Genomic DNA, 16,343 nt, shown 5'->3' with positions numbered 1-16,343 from the left:
TCGGGCGCGAACATGAATTTCGACCGCATGCGCTTCGTGGCCGAACGCGCCGAAGTGGGGGAAGCGCGCGAGGCGGTGTTCGCCGTGACGATTCCCGAGGAGCGCGGCAGCTTCCGGCGCTTCTGCGAACTGGTCGGCACGCGCAGCGTCACCGAGTTCAACTACCGGATCGCGGACGCGAGCTCGGCGCATATCTTCGTCGGCGTGCAGATCCGGAACCGCAGCGAGTCCGCGCAGATCGCGGGCGCGTTTGAAGCGCACGGCTTCGCGACTGTCGACCTGACCTTCGATGAACTCTCGAAGCAGCACATCCGCTACATGGTCGGCGGCCGCTCGCCGCTCGCGCATGACGAGCGGCTGTTCCGCTTCGAGTTTCCCGAGCGGCCGGGCGCGCTGATGAAGTTCCTGTCGTCGATGGCGCCGAACTGGAATATCAGCCTCTTTCACTATCGCAACCAGGGCGCGGACTACAGCTCGATTCTCGTCGGCATTCAGGTGCCCGACAGCGAGAACAGCGAGTTCGGACGCTTTCTCGCGACGCTGGGGTATCCGTACTGGGAAGAGACGCAAAACCCCGTGTATCGCCTGTTTCTTGCGTAATGGTGGAGCCGGTTGCCGTTCGGGGTTTACCTTGAGATCGGCTAAAGCGATGTGGAACAGCAGTGATCGTTGCAGGAGACCGCAAGCTCTGTCGGCAGGGCGTTCGAGTGCATACGTGCACCTCGGCGCCACGCTCGCACGTCGACTTGCTATCTTGAATCGGCATACGGCATATCCGCCATATCGCGTTGCGCGATACCGCGCATGATCGTCAAACTGGGCGCAAATCAATCGCCGCATTCAGGAGACAACTCATGCGCACCCAGATTGGCATCATCGGTGCCGGGCCCGCGGGCCTGCTGCTTTCCCATCTTCTTCATTTGCGCGGTATCGACTCCGTCGTGCTCGAATCGCGCACGCGCGAACAGATCGAATCCACCATTCGCGCCGGCGTGCTCGAACAGGGCACGATGGACCTGCTGACCGAAGCCGGCGTCGGCGCGCGCATGAAAGCGGAGGGCGCGCTGCATCACGGTTTCGAACTCGCTTTCGAGGGCAAGCGGCGGCGCATCGATCTGACCGGACTCACCGGCCATTCGATCACCGTTTACGCGCAGCACGAAGTCATCAAGGATCTGGTCGCGGCGCGTATCGCCGCGGGCGGGGCGCTGCGTTTCGGCGTGTCGGAGACCTCGCTGCACGACATCGAGACCGACTCGCCTTCGATCCGCTATCGCCACGAAGGTGAAGCATGCGAACTGCAATGCGACTTCGTGATCGGCTGCGACGGTTCGCAAGGCGTCTCGCGCGCGTCGATTCCGCAGGCGCTGCGCAAGGACTTCGAACGCGTTTATCCATTCGGCTGGTTCGGGATCTTGTGCGAAGGGCCGCCTTCTTCGGAAGAATTGATCTATGCGCGGCACGAACGCGGTTTTGCGCTGATCAGCACGCGCTCGCGCAACGTGCAGCGCATGTATTTCCAGTGCGATCCGAAAGACTCCGTCGACCATTGGTCCGACGACAGAATCTGGGCGGAACTGCACGCGCGCGTCGATTCGCACGACGGCCAGAAGCTTGTCGACGGCAAGATCTTTCAGAAGAACATTGTCGGCATGCGTAGTTTCGTGTCGGCCACGATGCAGCATGGCCGGCTCTTTCTTGCCGGGGACGCCGCGCATATCGTGCCGCCCACCGGCGCGAAAGGGATGAATCTCGCCGTCGCCGATGTGCGCGTGCTCACCCGCGCGTTGAAGGCGTTCTACGTGGAAAATCGCACCGATCTGCTCGACAGCTATAGCGAAACCGCGCTCAAGCGCATCTGGCGCGCCGAGCACTTCTCTTACTGGATGACGAGCATGATGCATCGTATCGAAGGCGCGTCGCCGTTCGAGCAGCAGCTTCAGGTGGCCGAACTCGAATACGTGACCACGTCGCGCGCGGCGGCCACGGTCATGGCGGAAAACTACGTGGGGGTCGCCGCCGTTTAGAGCGAATGGGGAGGGCGTCGGCGATTGAATGTGTCCGGCGCCGAGTGCGTGCGAAGGAACGCCCGATCAGGACGTTTTTCATTGTCGTGCGCGAAGCAACAGTGAATTCATGATTAGCGGATTTATCCCGTAAGGCCGGCCACCTACACTGCCTTCATCGCTGCAACACAAGCCGCATCGGCAGCGCGTACAAAGACAATCTCTGGAGGTGGTTACATGAAATCGCTCATTCAAGCTGTTGCTATCGCTGTCGTTCTTGCCGCGCCGCTTGCTTCGTTTGCGCAGTCGTCCGCTCAGCCGGCTTCGCAAGACGTTCAAGCCACGCAAGCGCGGACCTCCGACCCGCAAAACGCGGCTCAAGCCGACACCAGCGGATATGGTTCGGGTAGCCACGGCACGTGGCAAGCCGGACATGGCCGCGATACCACGGTCAGTTCGTATTCGCCGCCGATTTATAACGCGCGTTGAAGCAGTCAACGAAGCATCCAACGAAGCACGCGGCGAGCGCCTCGCCGCGTGCTTCGTCCGTCTCGCATCTAAGTTTTAACCTAAGCTCCACGCAACAACGTCACTTCATTGCGCAACAGCGCGAGCAGATCTTCATCGGTCGGCCGCGTGCCCCAATGCCGCGCCCCCGCCGCGGATGCAATCGCGATCCACGAATGAGGCGGAAACCATTCGCGCAGCAACGCGCCATCCTGACGCAAGCACAATTGGCCGGTCAATTCACTGTATTCGGCGCACATGAGCACGCCGTCGACTTGCGCGGTGACACGCCGGGGATCGCTGCTTAGCAAATCGTCGCTCCTCAAAGTGGGTGACGCTCATGCGTGTGCGGCCCGGCGTGGCCGATGATGCCGCCGGGTGCCGCGTATCAATGGTCGCCGTGACCGCGGCCCTCGCCGTGACCATGACCATCGCCGCGCCAATCGCCGCGCGGGCCGCCGTAGCCGCGCCCGTAGCCGTAGTCGCGCCCGCCGTCGTGCCAGTCGCCGCGCGGCCCGCGGGCTTCGCGCCATTCGCGCCCGCCACGGTGACGCGCTTCCCAGTCGCGCCGCTCCCAATAGCGATGACCGTCGTAATAGCGCTCGCCGTACCAGCCGGGGCTGATGACCACCACGGGAGGAGGCGGCGCATACACCGGCGGGGGTGGCGCATAGACCGGCTCGGGCGCGTAAGCGACGCCCGGAACGCCGATGTTCACACCGACACCCACATCGACGTGCGCGAGCGCGACCGACGATGCGCCGATCCCCACACCTGCAACGATCGCCACGGACAGCCAGCGGTTTCGTGAATGGCTCATGTTTTATTCTCGGGTTTTACGATTGAGTTTGCACCGCGGGATGCGGGACTGCGCGGATCGAGCTTGGTAACGGGCTTGGTAACCGGCTTAGTAACCGGCTTAGTAACCGGCTTAGTAACCGGCTTAGTAACCGGCTTAGTAACCGGCTTAGTAGCGGGCTTAGTAGCGGGCTTAGTAACGGTCGCGATAGCGGTAATGGTCGTGATAGCCGCCGCCTGCCGGCACCACGATGCAAGCGCTCAAGGCGCTGCCGAGCGTTACCGCCAATATGACCAGCGCGAGAATTCGTTTCATGACCTTGCTCCCTTTCCTTGTTGACCCGAACTCTACTGAGCCGTCGCATTACCGATGTGTTCGTGTGTAACAGGACGTGTCGATTCGATCCGCTGTCGCCGGAGCGCGGACGTGGGCAGGAGGGCGTTGGAAAGGCGCGCGGCGGAGCGATGCGCCAGCAAGCAGTTGCCGGCAACCCGTTGAGCGCGTTATGGAAAAGAGGACGGCTGCGGCATCCGGCGCCACCGGGCGCGTTCAGGGGCCGGCGACTTTGCTCAGCGGATACATTCGGTTGCAGACTGCGTGGATGATCTTGCGCTCGCGCAACGACGCAAGATCGCCTGTAGCGGATTATCAATGGACCAGGCGGCCTCACGCGTGCAGCGCGCCGACAGATGGCGCATCAGCAATTCTTAAGGTTGCGCGTGTAGCATACCCGGCGCATGCGCCCGCGATTCTTTATGCCGGCGTGGACCTGCATCCCCAACCAACCGCTAAACGACGGCGACAAACGCTCATGAAAATGCAATCCGACCAAGCCGATCTTTTTCGCCCTTATACGGCGGGTTACGACGGCGTAGCGAAGTTCTTGCACTGGCTGGTGGTCCTGCTGATCTCGGCCCAGTTCGTGATCGGCTGGACCATGCCGGAGATTCACAAGGACACGCGGCCGGACGGCCTGATCGCATGGCACCTCGGCGTGGGCGCCACGCTGATTGCAGCGGTGGCGTTGCGAATCGTCTGGCGTCTCACGCATTCGCCCGCGCCCGCGGACGTTTCACCTTCTCTGCGGATCGTGTCGAACGTCACGCATGGGTTGCTGTATCTCGCGCTGGTGATCGTGCCGGTGCTGGGCTGGGCCAATGCATCCTCGCGCGACTGGTTGATCAGGCTATTCGGCGTGCTGCCTTATCCGGCGATCGCACCAGTCGGCTCGCCTGTCGCTCATGAAATGGGCGACATTCATGGCGTGCTGGCCTGGGTGCTGTTCGCACTGATTGTCTTGCACGTCGGCGGGGCGCTCTTTCATCGCTTCGTGCTGAAGGATCGGGTTATGCAGCGGATGCTGCCTTGAATGTTCGCGCGGCGGGCGCGTCGACTCTCGCGCCGCTCGATGCCTGCCGCGCGTTGAGCCTGGCCGCTCAGCCCGGCTCGGCGGCCGCATGCTCGGCGGCGGCGGTCGCTTCGCGATAGCCGAGCCGTGTGGAGATCGCAAGACCCGACTGCTTGAGCAGCGCGACGTAGTGCGATTTGGTGTCGGCGCCGCAGCGCATCGTCGGAAACGAAATCGACAGGCCGGCGATCACGCGGCCGAAGCGGTCGAATACCGGCACCGCGAGACACCGAAGCCCTTCCTCCTGTTCCTCGTTGTCCTCGCCGTAACCTTGCTCGCGCACGTGCGGCAGAATGCTCAGCACGGCTTCGGCGGAAGCGAGCGTCTTTTGCGTCGACTTGCGAAATTCCACGTGCGAGAGCACTTCGCGCGCCTCGGCCGGGTCCATCCACGCGAGCAGCACCTTGCCGATCGCCGTGCTGTGCAGCGGATTGCGGCGGCCGATGCGCGACTGCATGCGCAGCCCGTAGTCGGCGTCGATCTTGTGAATGTAGATGATCGCGTCTTCGTCGAATGCACCGAGGTGGACCGCCTCGCGCGTGATCTGACCGATGCGGCGCATCTCGACGTCGGCCTCGCGCACGAGATCGACGCTCTCCAGCGCCTTCGCGCCGAGTTCGAACAGACGAATGGTGAGCCGGTAGCGCTCGGTTTCGATTTCCTGCGTCACGTAGCCGAGCGCCTTCAGCGTCTGGATCACGCGGTGCACCGTGGTTTTCGACATGCCGAGCCGTTGCGACAGTTCGCTGATGCCGATTTCTCCGCTGTCGCCGATCGCGCCGAGAATCGCGAACACCCGGCCGACCGATGAAGCCGATTCACCGCTCATGCCGACACAATCCGCGCTTTCCGCGTCGTGCGTGGCGGCGTCCTTGCGCTGCTTGCCCATTGCTGCCATTTCCGTCATTCCCTGTCGATGCCTGCCCACGTCAGCCGCGTCGGCGTGTCAATGTGTCAACGCGCGCGCCGCATCAGAAGCATACCGCTTCCGATGCCGTCTGCCGAGCTAGCGCGCGAGCCAGCCGCCGTCCACCGCGAGCGTATGGCCATGCACGTAGTCCGAGGCCGACGACGCGAGAAACACGACCGGTCCCGCGAGGTCGTCGGGCGTGCCCCAGCGGCCGGCCGGAATGCGGCCGAGAATCTCGTCGTTGCGCTGGGCGTCGTCGCGCAGAGCCGCGGTGTTCGCGGTCGCCATGTAGCCCGGCGCGATCGCGTTCACGTTGACGCCGCGCGCGGCCCACTCGTTCGCGAGCAGGCGCGTGAGACCGAGCACGCCGCTTTTCGACGCCGTGTAGGACGCGACCCGTATGCCGCCCTGGAACGACAGCATCGACGCGATGTTGACGATCTTGCCGCCGCCTTGCTGCCTGACGAACTGCCGAGCGACGGCTTGCGAAAGAAAGAAGACGCTCTTCAGATTGACGTCCATGACCGCGTCCCAGTCGTCCTCGCCGAACGCGAGCGCGTCCTCGCGGCGGATGATGCCCGCGTTGTTCACGAGCACGTCGACGCGGCCGAATGCCTCGACCGCCGCGCGCACGATGTCCTCGATAGGCGCGATCGAGGCCAGATCGGCGCGCACGTCCGCGAAACGGCGGCCTGCCGCCTGCACGCGCGCGGGTGTGTCGCCGGCGTCGCCGCGGCTCACGCCGACGATGTCGCAGCCGGCCGACGCGAGCGCCACCGCCATGCCCGCGCCAAGGCCCGTATTGCTGCCGGTGACGATGGCGACCTTGCCGGTCAGGTCGAAGGGGTTCACTGTTTTCTGGCTCATATCGTGCGCGGATTGTCGTGAAGGGAGAGCGTCATGTCGATCACCGCAGATCGCGCACGGCGATGTGGTCCATATCGCCGAACACCTGGTTTTCGCCGACCATGCCCCAGATGAACGTGTACGCGCGCGTGCCGACGCCCGAGTGAATCGACCAGCTCGGCGAGATTACGGCCTGCTCGTTGTGCACGACGATATGGCGCGTCTCGTTCGGCTCGCCCATCATGTGGAAGACGGCGGCGTCGTCGGCGACGTTGAAATAGAAATACACCTCCATGCGACGCTCGTGCGTGTGGCAAGGCATCGTGTTCCAGAGACTGCCGGGTTCGAGCTTGGTCATGCCCATCGAAAGCTGGCAGGTGGGCAGCACTTCAGGGACGATGAACTTGTAGATCGTGCGGCGGTTGCTCGTGGCCGGGTCGCCGAGCGTTTGCGGCGAAGCTTGCGCGAGCGAGATCGTGCGGGTCGGATGCGTCTCGTGCGCGGGCGCGCAGTTCAGATAAAACTTCGCGGGATGGGCGACGTCGTCGCTGCCGAACGCGACGGCTTGCGCGCCCTTGCCGATGTAGATCGCCTCTTCGTTGCGCACGATATGACGCGTGCCGTCCACGTCGACCCAGCCGTCGCCGCCGATGTTGATCGCGCCGAGTTCGCGGCGCTCCAGCAGATAGCCGACGCCGATCGCCTTGCCGAGCGAGGCGGGCACTTCGACCGCGCGCGTGGCCGGCCACACGCCGCCGACGATGATGCGGTCGATGTGGCTATACGTGAGCCGCAGCGCGTCGCGCTCGAATACCTGGTCGACGAGAAATTCCTTGCGCAGCCCCGCGGTATCGAGTGTCTTTGCGTACTCGCTGTTGATGGCCTGTCTCACTTCCATTGTTCTGTCTCCGGTCTGATTGGGCGCCTTGCCATGCCGCATCGAGGCGCGTGTGTGGGCTCGACTTTAACGCAGAATTCGCATTTCGGAACGATGGTCCAAAAAATATTGCGGGGTCTGTCGAGTAATGGCGCGGTGTTTCAGGATCGCTCGGGTAAACGATGATCCGAAATTCAAAGAGAATCGGAACAGTGTTCCTTTCACGATGTTATATTGCGCCGAAAGGGAGCAGCCCGGCGCAAGACCGGGACATTACCCCGGGTAACCCACCCGATAACTGGACGCGAAGTCCACGGAGGAGGCATGAAGATCAAGAAGGCCATCGACCGCATTCCAGGCGGTCTGATGCTGGTGCCGTTGCTGCTCGGCGCTTGTGTCCATACATTTGCGCCGGGCGCGGGGAAATACTTCGGCTCGTTTACCAATGGATTGATCAGCGGCACCGTGCCGATTCTGGCGGTGTGGTTCTTCTGCATGGGCGCGACGATCGACCTGCGGGCGACCGGCACGGTGCTGCGCAAATCGGGCACGCTGCTCGTCACCAAGATGGTGGTGGCGTGGATCGCGACGCTCGTCGCCTCGCATTTCATTCCCGTCGACGGCATCAAGGCGGGCCTCTTCGCCGGCCTGTCGGTGCTGGCGATCACCACGTCGATGGACATGACCAACGGCGGCCTCTATGCCGCGGTGATGCAGCAATACGGCACCAAGGAAGAGGCGGGCGCGTTCGTGCTGATGTCGGTCGAATCGGGGCCGCTCGTCAGCATGATCATTCTCGGCGCGGCCGGCGTCGCGTTCTTCGAGCCGCGGCTTTTCGTCGGCGCCGTGCTGCCGTTTCTCGTGGGGTTCGTGCTGGGCAACCTCGATAGCGAGCTGCGCGAGTTCTTCGGCCGCTGCGTGCATCCGCTGATTCCGTTCTTCGGCTTCGCGCTCGGCAACGGCATCGACCTGAACGTGATCGCGAAGAGCGGTCTGCCGGGCGTCCTGCTCGGTCTCGCGGTGATCGTCGTGACCGGCATTCCGCTGATTCTCGCCGACCGCTGGATCGCGGGCGGCAATGGCGCGGCGGGCCTCGCGGCCTCGTCGACGGCGGGCGCCGCGGTGGCGAACCCCGCGATCATCGGCGAGATGATTCCGAGCTTCAAGCCGCTCGTGCCGGCGGCGACCGCGATGGTCGCGACGGCCTGCCTCGTCACGGCGATTCTCGTGCCGATCCTCACCGCGCTATGGGTGCGCCGGCATCACGCGCGCGACGCGTTGCGCGAGGAGTTCCCGGTGGCGAAAGCGCAGCCGCTCAGCGAGCGCGACGCGCACGTTTGAACGTGAAGCTTTGTGCTGGCGGGGAGTGGCTGGGCCGTATCACCGCCCCAGCTTCCCCTCGAGCACGGCCTTCACCTCAGGCCACTCGTCATCGATGATGCTGAAGCGCACCGAGTTGCGCTTGCGTCCGTCCGGCATGATGCGCTCATGCCGGACCACACCTTCCTGCTTCGCGCCGATGCGCAGAATCGCCGCGCGTGATTTCTCGTTGAGTTCGTCGGTGGTGAACTGCACGCGCACGCATTGCATCGCTTCGAACGCGTGACACAGCAACAGATATTTCGCCTCGGTGTTCACCGCCGAGCGCTGCACCGACGCGCTCAACCACGTGTGGCCGATTTCGAGCTTGCGATTCACGCGATCGATTTTCCAGAACCGCGTGCTGCCGACAATCGCGCCCGTATCGCGCTTCACGATCACGAACGGCATCACAGTGCCGGCCGCGCATCCTTCGAGTGCGGTTGCCAGATAGCCGGCGATGGTGTCCGGTCCCGGCACCACGGTCAGCGTCATGTTCCAGAGGTCACCGTCCGCGGCGGCGTCGAGCAGCGCGCTTGCATGTTCCCGCCGAAGCGGCCTGAGTTCGACGATGGTTCCAGTCAGCGTGGGTTGCATGAGTTCAGGCGTATTGGTGGTCGAGCACAAGAAAAAAGGTCCGCGGGCAAACGCCCGCGGACCCTCATGGCAAGCGAAGAGGCCTGAAAAACCAGCCTTTTAGGCCGCTTAAGCCGCTTAAGCCGCCATCACCGAAACGGCCTTGGTGACCAGGTACGCTTCCATCGCTTCCGGGCCGCCTTCCGAACCGTAGCCCGAATCCTTCACGCCGCCGAACGGCATTTCCGGCGAAGGCGTGGCCGGCTGGTTGATCCACAGCATGCCGACTTCCAGTTGCTGCGACAGCAGATGCACGTTGCTGAACGACTTCGTGAACGCATAGCCGGCGAGGCCGAACGGCAGCCGGTTCGCTTCGGCGATCGCCTCTTCGAGCTTGTCGAAGCCGCGGATCGCCGCGATCGGGCCGAACGGCTCGTTGTTGAACACGTCGGCTTCGAGCGACACGTTGGTGAGCACGGTCGGCGCGAAGAAGTTGCCTTCCGAGCCCACGCGTTCGCCACCGGTCGCGACCGTGGCGCCGGTCTTGCGCGCGTCATCGAGCACCTTGCTCATCGCCCTCAGACGGCGCGCGTTGGCGAGCGGCCCGAGCGTCGTGCCTTCCGCGAGACCGTCGCCGAGCTTGAGACCTTCAGCGTGCTTGACGAGCGCCGCGGCGAACTCCTCGCGGATGCTGTTGTGCACCAGGAAGCGGGTGGGCGAGATGCAGACCTGGCCCGCATTGCGGAATTTCGCGCCGCCAGCCGCTTTCACCGCGAGCGCCACGTCGGCATCTTCGGCGACGATCACCGGCGCATGACCGCCCAGTTCCATCGTGGCGCGCTTCATGTGCGCGCCGGCGAGTGCGGCCAATTGCTTGCCGACCGGCGTGGAGCCGGTGAACGTCACCTTGCGGATGACCGGATGCGGAATCAGGTAGCTCGAAATCTCGGCCGGATCGCCGAACACGAGGCCGACCGTGCCCGGCGGCACGCCGGCGTCGACGAACGCCTGCAACAGACCCGCCGGCGACGCCGGGGTTTCCTCCGGCGCCTTGACGAGGAACGAACAGCCGCTTGCGAGCGCCGCGCTCAGCTTGCGCACGATCTGGTTGACCGGGAAATTCCACGGCGTGAACGCGGCCACCGGACCGATCGGCTCCTTGAGCACCAGTTGCTGCGCGGACAGATTGCGCGACGGCACGATGCGGCCGTACACACGGCGCCCTTCGTCGGCAAACCATTCGATGATGTCCGCCGCGGCGAGCACTTCGACGCGCGCTTCGGCGAACGGCTTGCCCTGTTCCTGCGTCATCAGGCGGGCGATGTCGGCGGCGCGCTCGCGCACGAAGCCCGCGGCCTTGCGCATGGTGGTCGCGCGTTCGTTGGCCGGAACCTTGCGCCAGGCTTCGAAGCCGCGTTGCGCGGCGGCGAGCGCGCGGTCCAGATCGGCGATGCCGGCGTGCGCCACCTTGCCGATGGGCTGGCCCGTGGCCGGGTTGATGACGTCGAGCGTCTTGCCGCTTGCGGCATCGCACCACTCGCCGTTGATCAGAAGTCGGGTATCGGTATAGCTCGAAATGGCCATGCTGAGTTCCTGTATGTGGGAAAGCCTGGATAGGCGAAAACGATAGCCGCGCGACCGTGTGGCGGTCGGATGAACCTGCGCGACCAGAGTGGATTGCCGATTCCGATTATCTTATCTGATTGCGCGAAATCGCATCGGCGCCTGCCACGGCTCGCGCGAGGCACGCGTCTTGCGACGCGAGTAGACGCGATAGCGAAAGTCATGCGGAGGTCACGGCGAAAATCTCACGAAGGTAGTCACAGCAGCAGCCACGGCGGCGGTCACGGCGGCCATCACGGCAGCCATCACGGCAACGTCATGTAAAGAGGCGTAGAGTCGAGCCGCAGTGGCATGAGCCGGCGAATGTCCGCGTCATCGACCGCGCACGAAGCGCTGCGGCGGTAGTGCCCGGGGCGCTGGCTCTGGTCGAATCAGCGGACGAAAGACGGCGACATGCAGCCCCATCAACCTGGATACACATAGGAATCGACATGCCAACCGGTACAGTGAAGTGGTTCAACGACGCGAAGGGCTTTGGCTTCATCACACCCGATGACGGTGGCGAAGACCTGTTCGCGCATTTCTCCGAAATCCGCAGCGAGGGCTTCAAATCGTTGCAGGAAAACCAGAAGGTCAGCTTCGAAATCAAGCAAGGGCCGAAAGGCAAGCAGGCGGCGGACATCAAGCCGGTGTGAGGGTGAGGGCCGGCTCGCGCTCCCAGCCGAGCCGGGCGCGGGCAAGCGCGTCGCGCGATGCGGCCGCGCCCGCGTATGTCGGTATATCGCTCCATGAACCGGAGCGATGAAGAAGAACGCTGACGAAGAACATGAAGGCGCACCGGGCGCTGAATCGCCCCTCTGCAAGCACCAGGACGCGTTAAGCTAGCGGACCTGCAGTGCGGGCAAAACGGGGGAAGAGAGGCGATGCGTCTGCTATTGGTCGAGGACGACGACATGATCGCGGAGACGGTGCTGGGCGCGATGCGCCGCGCCGGTTACGCGATCGATTGGGCCAATGACGGCCGCGCGGCGGAACTGTCGCTGGGCAACGGCGTGTACGACCTCGTGCTGCTCGATCTCGGCTTGCCGAAGAAGGACGGCATCGACCTGCTCGGCGCCTACCGCAAGAACGGCGGCGCCGCGCCGGTGATCATCCTGACCGCGCGCGACGCGGTGGAAGAACGCATCCGCGGCCTCGATGCGGGCGCCGACGATTACCTGATCAAACCCTTCGACCTCGACGAACTCGGCGCGCGCGTGCGTGCGCTATTGCGGCGGCGCACCGGCCATAAGCAGCCCGTCTATACGCACGGCGAACTCACGCTGGACCCGGCGGCGCACGAAGTCACCAAGGCCGGCGAACCGTTGCCGCTCGTGCCGCGCGAATTCGCGCTCCTGCAAGCGCTGATCGAGGAGCCCACGCGCGTGTTCACCAAGACCGAACTGGAAGAGAAGCTGTACGGCTGGGGCGAGGAAGTCGGCAGCAATACGATCGAGGTGCACGTGCACAGCCTGCGGCGCAAGATCGGCGCGGACCAGGTGGTGACCGTGCGCGGCGTGGGCTACCGTCTGAAGCGATGCGGGTGAGATCGATCCGCCGCTGGCTGCTCGGCTGGCTCATCTTCGGCCTCGCTGCGGCGTCGGGCGTGGCCGCCTACGGCATCTTTCACACGGCGCGCGTCGAGGCCGGCGAACTGTTCGACTATGAACTGCGCACGGTGGCGCTGTCGCTGCCCGCGAATCTGGCCGGCGCGGGCGAGGGCGATCGCCAGCCCGACCTGGGCGACCTGGCCGACGACCGGCTCGTCATCGAAATCTGGGACCGTACCGGCAAGCTCGTCTATCACTCGATGCAGGAGCCGGTGTTCGCGCGTCTGCCCGTGGGCTTCAATACCGTGGAGACCGGCGAGTACCACTGGCGCGCGTTCGGATTGCAGCAGGCCGACCGCTACGTTCAGGTGGCGCAGCCGGTGTCCGTGCGCGACGACCTGGCGATGCAACTGGCGCTGCATACGCTGTGGCCGCTCGGCGTGCTGGTGCCGGTGACGGTCGCGCTGGTGCTGTTGGTGGTGGCGCGCGGGCTCGCGCCGATCGGCGGACTGTCGCGCGCGCTGTCGACGCGTTCGATCGATTCGCTCGAACCGCTGCGTCTCGACGGCACCGTGCCGGTCGAAATCAAGCCGCTGGTGGTCGCGCTCAACGATCTCCTGCAGCGCCTGAACGCCGCATCGCAGGCGCAGCGCACCTTCATCGCCGATGCCGCGCATGAGTTGCGCTCGCCGCTCGCCGCCTTGAAGCTGCAATTGCAGGCGGCCTCGCGCGACGGCTCGTTGAAGGGCGAGGGGCAGACGCTGGAACGCGTCGAGGGGCGCGTGAACCGGATGATTCACCTGGTCCAGCAATTGTTGACGCTGGCGCGTGAGGACGCGCATCCGGTCACCTCGATGACGCCCGTGAGCTTGCGCCGGATCGGTGAGCAGGTGGTGGGCGACTGTTCGTTGCTGGCCGAGGCCAAGGAGATCGACCTCGGGCTCGAATGCGAGCACGCCCGCACGGCCGACGATGCTTATACCGTGCTCGCCGATCCGCACGGAATGAGCGTGCTGTTGGGCAATCTGATCAACAACGCGATCCGCCATACGCCGCGCGGCGGTCGAGTCGACGTGATCCTGAGGCGCTCGGCGGAGCGCGTGGGATTCGATGTGGTGGATAGCGGCTCAGGCATACCCGAGGCGGAGCTCGAACGTGTTTTCGACCGTTTCTATCGAGGCGAGGAGGCGCAGGGGGAGGGCAGCGGGCTAGGTCTTGCGATCGTGTCGCGGATCGCCGAGCGGCATCGGCTCGGGCTTTCGCTGCGCAATAACGAGGGTCGACCAGGCTTGTGCGTTTGCGTCTCTGGACTGAAAACGTATGAGGGCGCGCCGTTGCCAACGGAGGGCATGGCGTCCCCTGTGTCGCCGATCCGCTGAAACGCGCGCGGCGCTACAGGAATACGCCAAAAAATCGGTTTCAGACGCCGCGCGGGAGGATCGCGCCGCTCCCGCAGGCCCGCGCCGCGCAAGCGGCGTCATGAGCGTGTCGCCACACGCTGCTACAATCTCGGTTTCCTCCGATTGATTGTGCGCCATGGGTTTCGAACAACTCGCTGAACTGAAGAAGCAACTGGCCGCGGCCCGCGCGGAAGCGGCACCCGCCGCGAAGCCGGGTGCCAAGTCCGAGGGCGCCAGGTCGGGTGCCCGGCCCGGTTCCAAGCCCGCTGCCAAATCCGGCGCGAAGCCCGATGCGCGGCCGGACGCGAGGCCTGCGCGCAAGCCGGCGCATGCGCGCCGTGGCGCGCCCGAAGCCGCCGCCCATCCCGCAGCGCAGCCGAGGCCCGCGGACGCGAAGCCGGTGGACCCGGTGGTGAAGTCGATTGGCAGACTGCAAAAACATTTTCCGAATGCCTTCCCGAAGAATCCGGCGCCCAAGCTGCCGCTGAAGGTCGGCATCTTCGAGGACCTCGTCGCGCACGCGAAGGAACTGTCGCTGAACGAAGCGGAGTTGCGCGACGCGATCAAGACGTGGTGCCGTGGCAGCCGCTACTGGAAGTGTCTGGTCGAAGGTGCGGCGCGTGTCGATCTGACGGGCGCCGAGGCGGGCAAGGTCACGGCGCAGGAAGCCGCGGGTGCGCAGCGTTTGCAGGCGCATCGCGCGGCGCGCGGCGCGTCGAAAGCGGTTGGCGGCGCGGTGAATGCGGCTGCCGACGCAGCGGCTTCGCCCGCGGATGCCGAGGTGGCTTCGCAGGCCGGCTCGCAGCATGATGCGGATGGCAAGCCGCAAGCCGGTTCGACGGACGCATCGGCCAGCGATGAAGCCGACGTCGCGTCTGCTACTTCGCCGGTGAGCATACCGCCGGGTACTCCCGAAGCGTGAACGACCGCCGCCCCGCCCAGGGGCGGCTGCTTTGGTGGGCGATGCCACGCAAGGTGGCATCTGCGGCAGGTGAGTGGAAAACTGCTGACACGGACACGGTTAGCGAAATGATCCAGGCGGCTGACGATTTGCAACGACGGCTTGGCTGTCTGTGGCTGTCGCTGATCGGACCCGAAGCAGACGTTCACACCAATCCCCTCAATGACGTCTTGCTGGATGGATCAGCCGTTCGAGTGTCCGCATGCATACGCCGGTGAGTGTCAGAAACTGGCCGGTTTGCGCCCGACGGCGATCGTCTCATGACGAGCCGGAGCCGCCATTGAGACCGACGCGAAGTCAATGGCCGCCTTGGAGGTCCAGCGGCCATCCGTCAGTCAGAGAATGACTCTTCTCGACGCGGCCGGCATATCGCCTGGACGGTCGTCAAATCATGAGCAAGTGGATGCGTGCCGTCGATCCGGCCACCGATTGAGCAGCGTAGTCTTGCTCGCGCCGAGGAAGCCAGGGAAAAGGTGACGGCAGTCGCGCTTCACGATTTTGAACAAAGGTCGACGGCGCCAACGGCCTTTTTTCCCGCTAACGTATCAGCGCCCCTGTGGCGCTAAGAGGGCTAGATACCGGGAGCCAGATGCCTTTGCCCGCGTTCCGCGGCTGCGAAATCCAGTATCCGTTCCGCCTCAAGATAGAGTGCATCTTCGAGTGCGCCGAAACCGGCCTCCTCAAGATACTGGGCGAGATAAAGCGCCTTTGCCACTTCTGCCGGCAGATCGCCGTTGGCCTTGCCAACCCGAAATGCTGCCAGGGCAAGGTGCCAGTACAGCGACTGTTCACGCACAAAAGTAGCCGTGTGCGGCAATAGCATGCCCTTGCCGAGCCGCTTTCTGCCCGACTGACTCCCTGTGGATCGCCTCTTGCGATTTTGTGCCTGGATTGGCAATCCGGTTGCCGCCGTTCTAGAGCCAGGCATCGTAATCCATTTACCAAACTGAAAGAATATCCGGGGAAGTTATTCGACAAAATCCGGAGAATATGCCGCTCGCTTATTCAGGTTAAGTCATGTCGCCTCACACTTACTGACATTGAACCGCTGGCCGATTCATCTGAACTTTCGTAAAATCGCGCAGAGCGCGGTCGCTCAGTCAGCCAACAAGAAAGAAGAGGCAGTATGGGTGCGCAGGACATAATCGGGGCAATCACTGGCGGACTCATCCAGAGTGATCGCCTGCTGAAGTTGGATACTGCGTTGGGAAATAATGTCCTCGTGCCCCAGCGGGTTGTCGGTCATTCGCGAATCGGCCGCCATTTCGAATTCACCGTTGACGTTGTTTCCACATCAGACACTGTTGAACTCAAAACGCTGATCGCCCAGCCTGTCACGCTCTGGGTCCAGCAGACTGACAGATCCTATCTGCCTCGGCACGGCTATGTTCACACGGCCCGCCGTCTCGGGTCGGATACCGGCCTCACGAGCTATCAGATCGGCTTTGCATCGTGGATGCACTTTCTGCGCTTTCGCAAGGATGCGCGGATCTGGCAGAACAAACCGGCCGATGAAATCCTGACTGATGTATTCAACATGCA

Annotated in this window: 19 protein-coding genes; 10 read left to right on the top strand and 9 right to left on the bottom strand. The window is 64.1% G+C overall.

The window, feature by feature from the left end; translation table 11 throughout:
* From BUE39_RS32760 to BUE39_RS32750, 3 genes are all read left to right on the top strand, one after another.
* The coding region (locus BUE39_RS32760; RefSeq protein ID WP_459543773.1) for a threonine ammonia-lyase at nt 1–600 on the top strand (600 nt) is incomplete at its 5' end.
* Between the two features lie 254 nt (nt 601–854).
* Entirely contained in the window at nt 855–2,027 is a 1,173-nt protein-coding gene (locus BUE39_RS32755) for a 4-hydroxybenzoate 3-monooxygenase (RefSeq protein WP_073432825.1), read from the top strand.
* A 216-nt stretch (nt 2,028–2,243) separates the two neighbouring features.
* The gene (locus BUE39_RS32750; RefSeq protein WP_073432823.1) at nt 2,244–2,495 is read left to right on the top strand and encodes a hypothetical protein; all 252 of its coding nucleotides are present in this window, start codon (nt 2,244–2,246) and stop codon (nt 2,493–2,495) included.
* An 80-nt stretch (nt 2,496–2,575) separates the two neighbouring features.
* On the opposite strand, the gene BUE39_RS32745 is transcribed toward BUE39_RS32750, so the two are convergent.
* The 3 genes from BUE39_RS32745 to BUE39_RS35975 all read right to left on the bottom strand — a co-directional run bounded on the left by BUE39_RS32745 (nt 2,576) and on the right by BUE39_RS35975 (nt 3,627).
* The gene (locus BUE39_RS32745; protein ID WP_073432821.1) at nt 2,576–2,824 is read right to left on the bottom strand and encodes a hypothetical protein; all 249 of its coding nucleotides are present in this window, start codon (nt 2,822–2,824) and stop codon (nt 2,576–2,578) included.
* 77 nt (nt 2,825–2,901) lie between these two features.
* Nucleotides 2,902–3,333, bottom strand: a complete 432-nt coding sequence (locus BUE39_RS32740; protein WP_073432819.1) for a hypothetical protein — start codon at nt 3,331–3,333, stop codon at nt 2,902–2,904.
* Between the two features lie 171 nt (nt 3,334–3,504).
* Complete coding sequence (locus BUE39_RS35975; protein ID WP_268802013.1) at nt 3,505–3,627, bottom strand: hypothetical protein; 123 nt, start codon at nt 3,625–3,627, stop codon at nt 3,505–3,507.
* Nucleotides 3,628–4,123: 496 nt separating this feature from the next.
* On the opposite strand from BUE39_RS35975, the gene BUE39_RS32735 reads away from it, so the two are divergent.
* Nucleotides 4,124–4,681, top strand: a complete 558-nt coding sequence (locus tag BUE39_RS32735; RefSeq protein WP_374710298.1) for a cytochrome b — start codon at nt 4,124–4,126, stop codon at nt 4,679–4,681.
* Nucleotides 4,682–4,748: 67 nt separating this feature from the next.
* On the opposite strand, the gene kdgR is transcribed toward BUE39_RS32735, so the two are convergent.
* The 3 genes from kdgR to kduI form a co-directional block, all read right to left on the bottom strand.
* The gene (gene kdgR, locus BUE39_RS32730; RefSeq protein ID WP_073432829.1) at nt 4,749–5,618 is read right to left on the bottom strand and encodes a DNA-binding transcriptional regulator KdgR; all 870 of its coding nucleotides are present in this window, start codon (nt 5,616–5,618) and stop codon (nt 4,749–4,751) included.
* 108 nt (nt 5,619–5,726) lie between these two features.
* On the bottom strand, nt 5,727–6,497 hold the full coding sequence (kduD, locus tag BUE39_RS32725; protein WP_073432817.1) for a 2-dehydro-3-deoxy-D-gluconate 5-dehydrogenase KduD: 771 nt from the start codon (nt 6,495–6,497) through the stop codon (nt 5,727–5,729).
* 40 nt (nt 6,498–6,537) lie between these two features.
* The gene (kduI, locus tag BUE39_RS32720) at nt 6,538–7,374 is read right to left on the bottom strand and encodes a 5-dehydro-4-deoxy-D-glucuronate isomerase (protein ID WP_073432815.1); all 837 of its coding nucleotides are present in this window, start codon (nt 7,372–7,374) and stop codon (nt 6,538–6,540) included.
* Between the two features lie 303 nt (nt 7,375–7,677).
* On the opposite strand from kduI, the gene kdgT reads away from it, so the two are divergent.
* Nucleotides 7,678–8,694 (top strand): 2-keto-3-deoxygluconate transporter, encoded by a 1,017-nt coding sequence (kdgT, locus tag BUE39_RS32715; protein ID WP_073432813.1) that lies wholly within the window; start codon nt 7,678–7,680, stop codon nt 8,692–8,694.
* Nucleotides 8,695–8,733: 39 nt separating this feature from the next.
* On the opposite strand, the gene BUE39_RS32710 is transcribed toward kdgT, so the two are convergent.
* Entirely contained in the window at nt 8,734–9,309 is a 576-nt protein-coding gene (locus BUE39_RS32710; protein WP_073432811.1) for a GNAT family N-acetyltransferase, read from the bottom strand.
* 117 nt (nt 9,310–9,426) lie between these two features.
* Nucleotides 9,427–10,872 carry an NAD-dependent succinate-semialdehyde dehydrogenase gene (locus tag BUE39_RS32705; protein WP_073432809.1) on the bottom strand — a complete coding sequence of 482 codons (1,446 nt, stop codon included), beginning with the start codon at nt 10,870–10,872 and terminating at the stop codon, nt 9,427–9,429.
* Between the two features lie 470 nt (nt 10,873–11,342).
* Here BUE39_RS32705 and BUE39_RS32700 point away from each other — a divergent pair, with 470 nt between their 5' ends.
* From BUE39_RS32700 to BUE39_RS32685, 4 genes are all read left to right on the top strand, one after another.
* Entirely contained in the window at nt 11,343–11,546 is a 204-nt protein-coding gene (locus BUE39_RS32700) for a cold-shock protein (RefSeq protein ID WP_007181784.1), read from the top strand.
* A 228-nt stretch (nt 11,547–11,774) separates the two neighbouring features.
* A complete protein-coding gene (locus BUE39_RS32695; RefSeq protein ID WP_073432807.1) occupies nt 11,775–12,437 on the top strand; it encodes a response regulator in 663 nt (220 codons plus the stop codon).
* The gene (locus BUE39_RS32690; protein ID WP_073432827.1) at nt 12,434–13,819 is read left to right on the top strand and encodes a sensor histidine kinase; all 1,386 of its coding nucleotides are present in this window, start codon (nt 12,434–12,436) and stop codon (nt 13,817–13,819) included. The genes BUE39_RS32695 and BUE39_RS32690 overlap by 4 nt, the downstream gene beginning before the upstream one ends.
* 157 nt (nt 13,820–13,976) lie before the next feature.
* Nucleotides 13,977–14,762, top strand: coding sequence for a ProQ/FinO family protein (locus BUE39_RS32685; protein ID WP_073432805.1), 786 nt, complete (start codon nt 13,977–13,979; stop codon nt 14,760–14,762).
* 610 nt (nt 14,763–15,372) lie between these two features.
* Here the strand turns inward: BUE39_RS32685 and BUE39_RS32680 are convergent.
* Nucleotides 15,373–15,699 carry a hypothetical protein gene (locus tag BUE39_RS32680; RefSeq protein WP_143032042.1) on the bottom strand — a complete coding sequence of 109 codons (327 nt, stop codon included), beginning with the start codon at nt 15,697–15,699 and terminating at the stop codon, nt 15,373–15,375.
* Between the two features lie 228 nt (nt 15,700–15,927).
* On the opposite strand from BUE39_RS32680, the gene BUE39_RS32675 reads away from it, so the two are divergent.
* Nucleotides 15,928–16,343 (top strand): contractile injection system protein, VgrG/Pvc8 family (locus BUE39_RS32675; protein WP_200799537.1); only part of this gene is annotated, 416 nt, incomplete at its 3' end.

The organism is Paraburkholderia terricola (assembly GCF_900142195.1).
Classification (GTDB): Bacteria; Pseudomonadota; Gammaproteobacteria; order Burkholderiales; family Burkholderiaceae; genus Paraburkholderia; species Paraburkholderia terricola.
This window is presented reverse-complemented; position numbering and strand designations above follow the sequence as displayed.

Excerpts from the sequence above, each read along its gene's own strand:
- BUE39_RS32755 (WP_073432825.1), top strand. The coding sequence starts at position 855 with ATGCGCACCCAGATTGGCATCATCGGTGCCGGGCCCGCGGGCCTGCTG.
- kdgR (WP_073432829.1), bottom strand. The coding sequence starts at position 5,618 with ATGGCAGCAATGGGCAAGCAGCGCAAGGACGCCGCCACGCACGACGCG.
- kduD (WP_073432817.1), bottom strand. The coding sequence starts at position 6,497 with ATGAGCCAGAAAACAGTGAACCCCTTCGACCTGACCGGCAAGGTCGCC.
- BUE39_RS32685 (WP_073432805.1), top strand. The coding sequence starts at position 13,977 with ATGGGTTTCGAACAACTCGCTGAACTGAAGAAGCAACTGGCCGCGGCC.
- BUE39_RS32750 (WP_073432823.1), top strand. The coding sequence starts at position 2,244 with ATGAAATCGCTCATTCAAGCTGTTGCTATCGCTGTCGTTCTTGCCGCG.
- BUE39_RS32740 (WP_073432819.1), bottom strand. The coding sequence starts at position 3,333 with ATGAGCCATTCACGAAACCGCTGGCTGTCCGTGGCGATCGTTGCAGGT.
- BUE39_RS32710 (WP_073432811.1), bottom strand. The coding sequence starts at position 9,309 with ATGCAACCCACGCTGACTGGAACCATCGTCGAACTCAGGCCGCTTCGG.
- BUE39_RS32695 (WP_073432807.1), top strand. The coding sequence starts at position 11,775 with ATGCGTCTGCTATTGGTCGAGGACGACGACATGATCGCGGAGACGGTG.
- BUE39_RS32700 (WP_007181784.1), top strand. The coding sequence starts at position 11,343 with ATGCCAACCGGTACAGTGAAGTGGTTCAACGACGCGAAGGGCTTTGGC.
- BUE39_RS32705 (WP_073432809.1), bottom strand. The coding sequence starts at position 10,872 with ATGGCCATTTCGAGCTATACCGATACCCGACTTCTGATCAACGGCGAG.
- kduI (WP_073432815.1), bottom strand. The coding sequence starts at position 7,374 with ATGGAAGTGAGACAGGCCATCAACAGCGAGTACGCAAAGACACTCGAT.
- BUE39_RS35975 (WP_268802013.1), bottom strand. The coding sequence starts at position 3,627 with ATGAAACGAATTCTCGCGCTGGTCATATTGGCGGTAACGCTCGGCAGC.
- BUE39_RS32735 (WP_374710298.1), top strand. The coding sequence starts at position 4,124 with ATGAAAATGCAATCCGACCAAGCCGATCTTTTTCGCCCTTATACGGCG.
- kdgT (WP_073432813.1), top strand. The coding sequence starts at position 7,678 with ATGAAGATCAAGAAGGCCATCGACCGCATTCCAGGCGGTCTGATGCTG.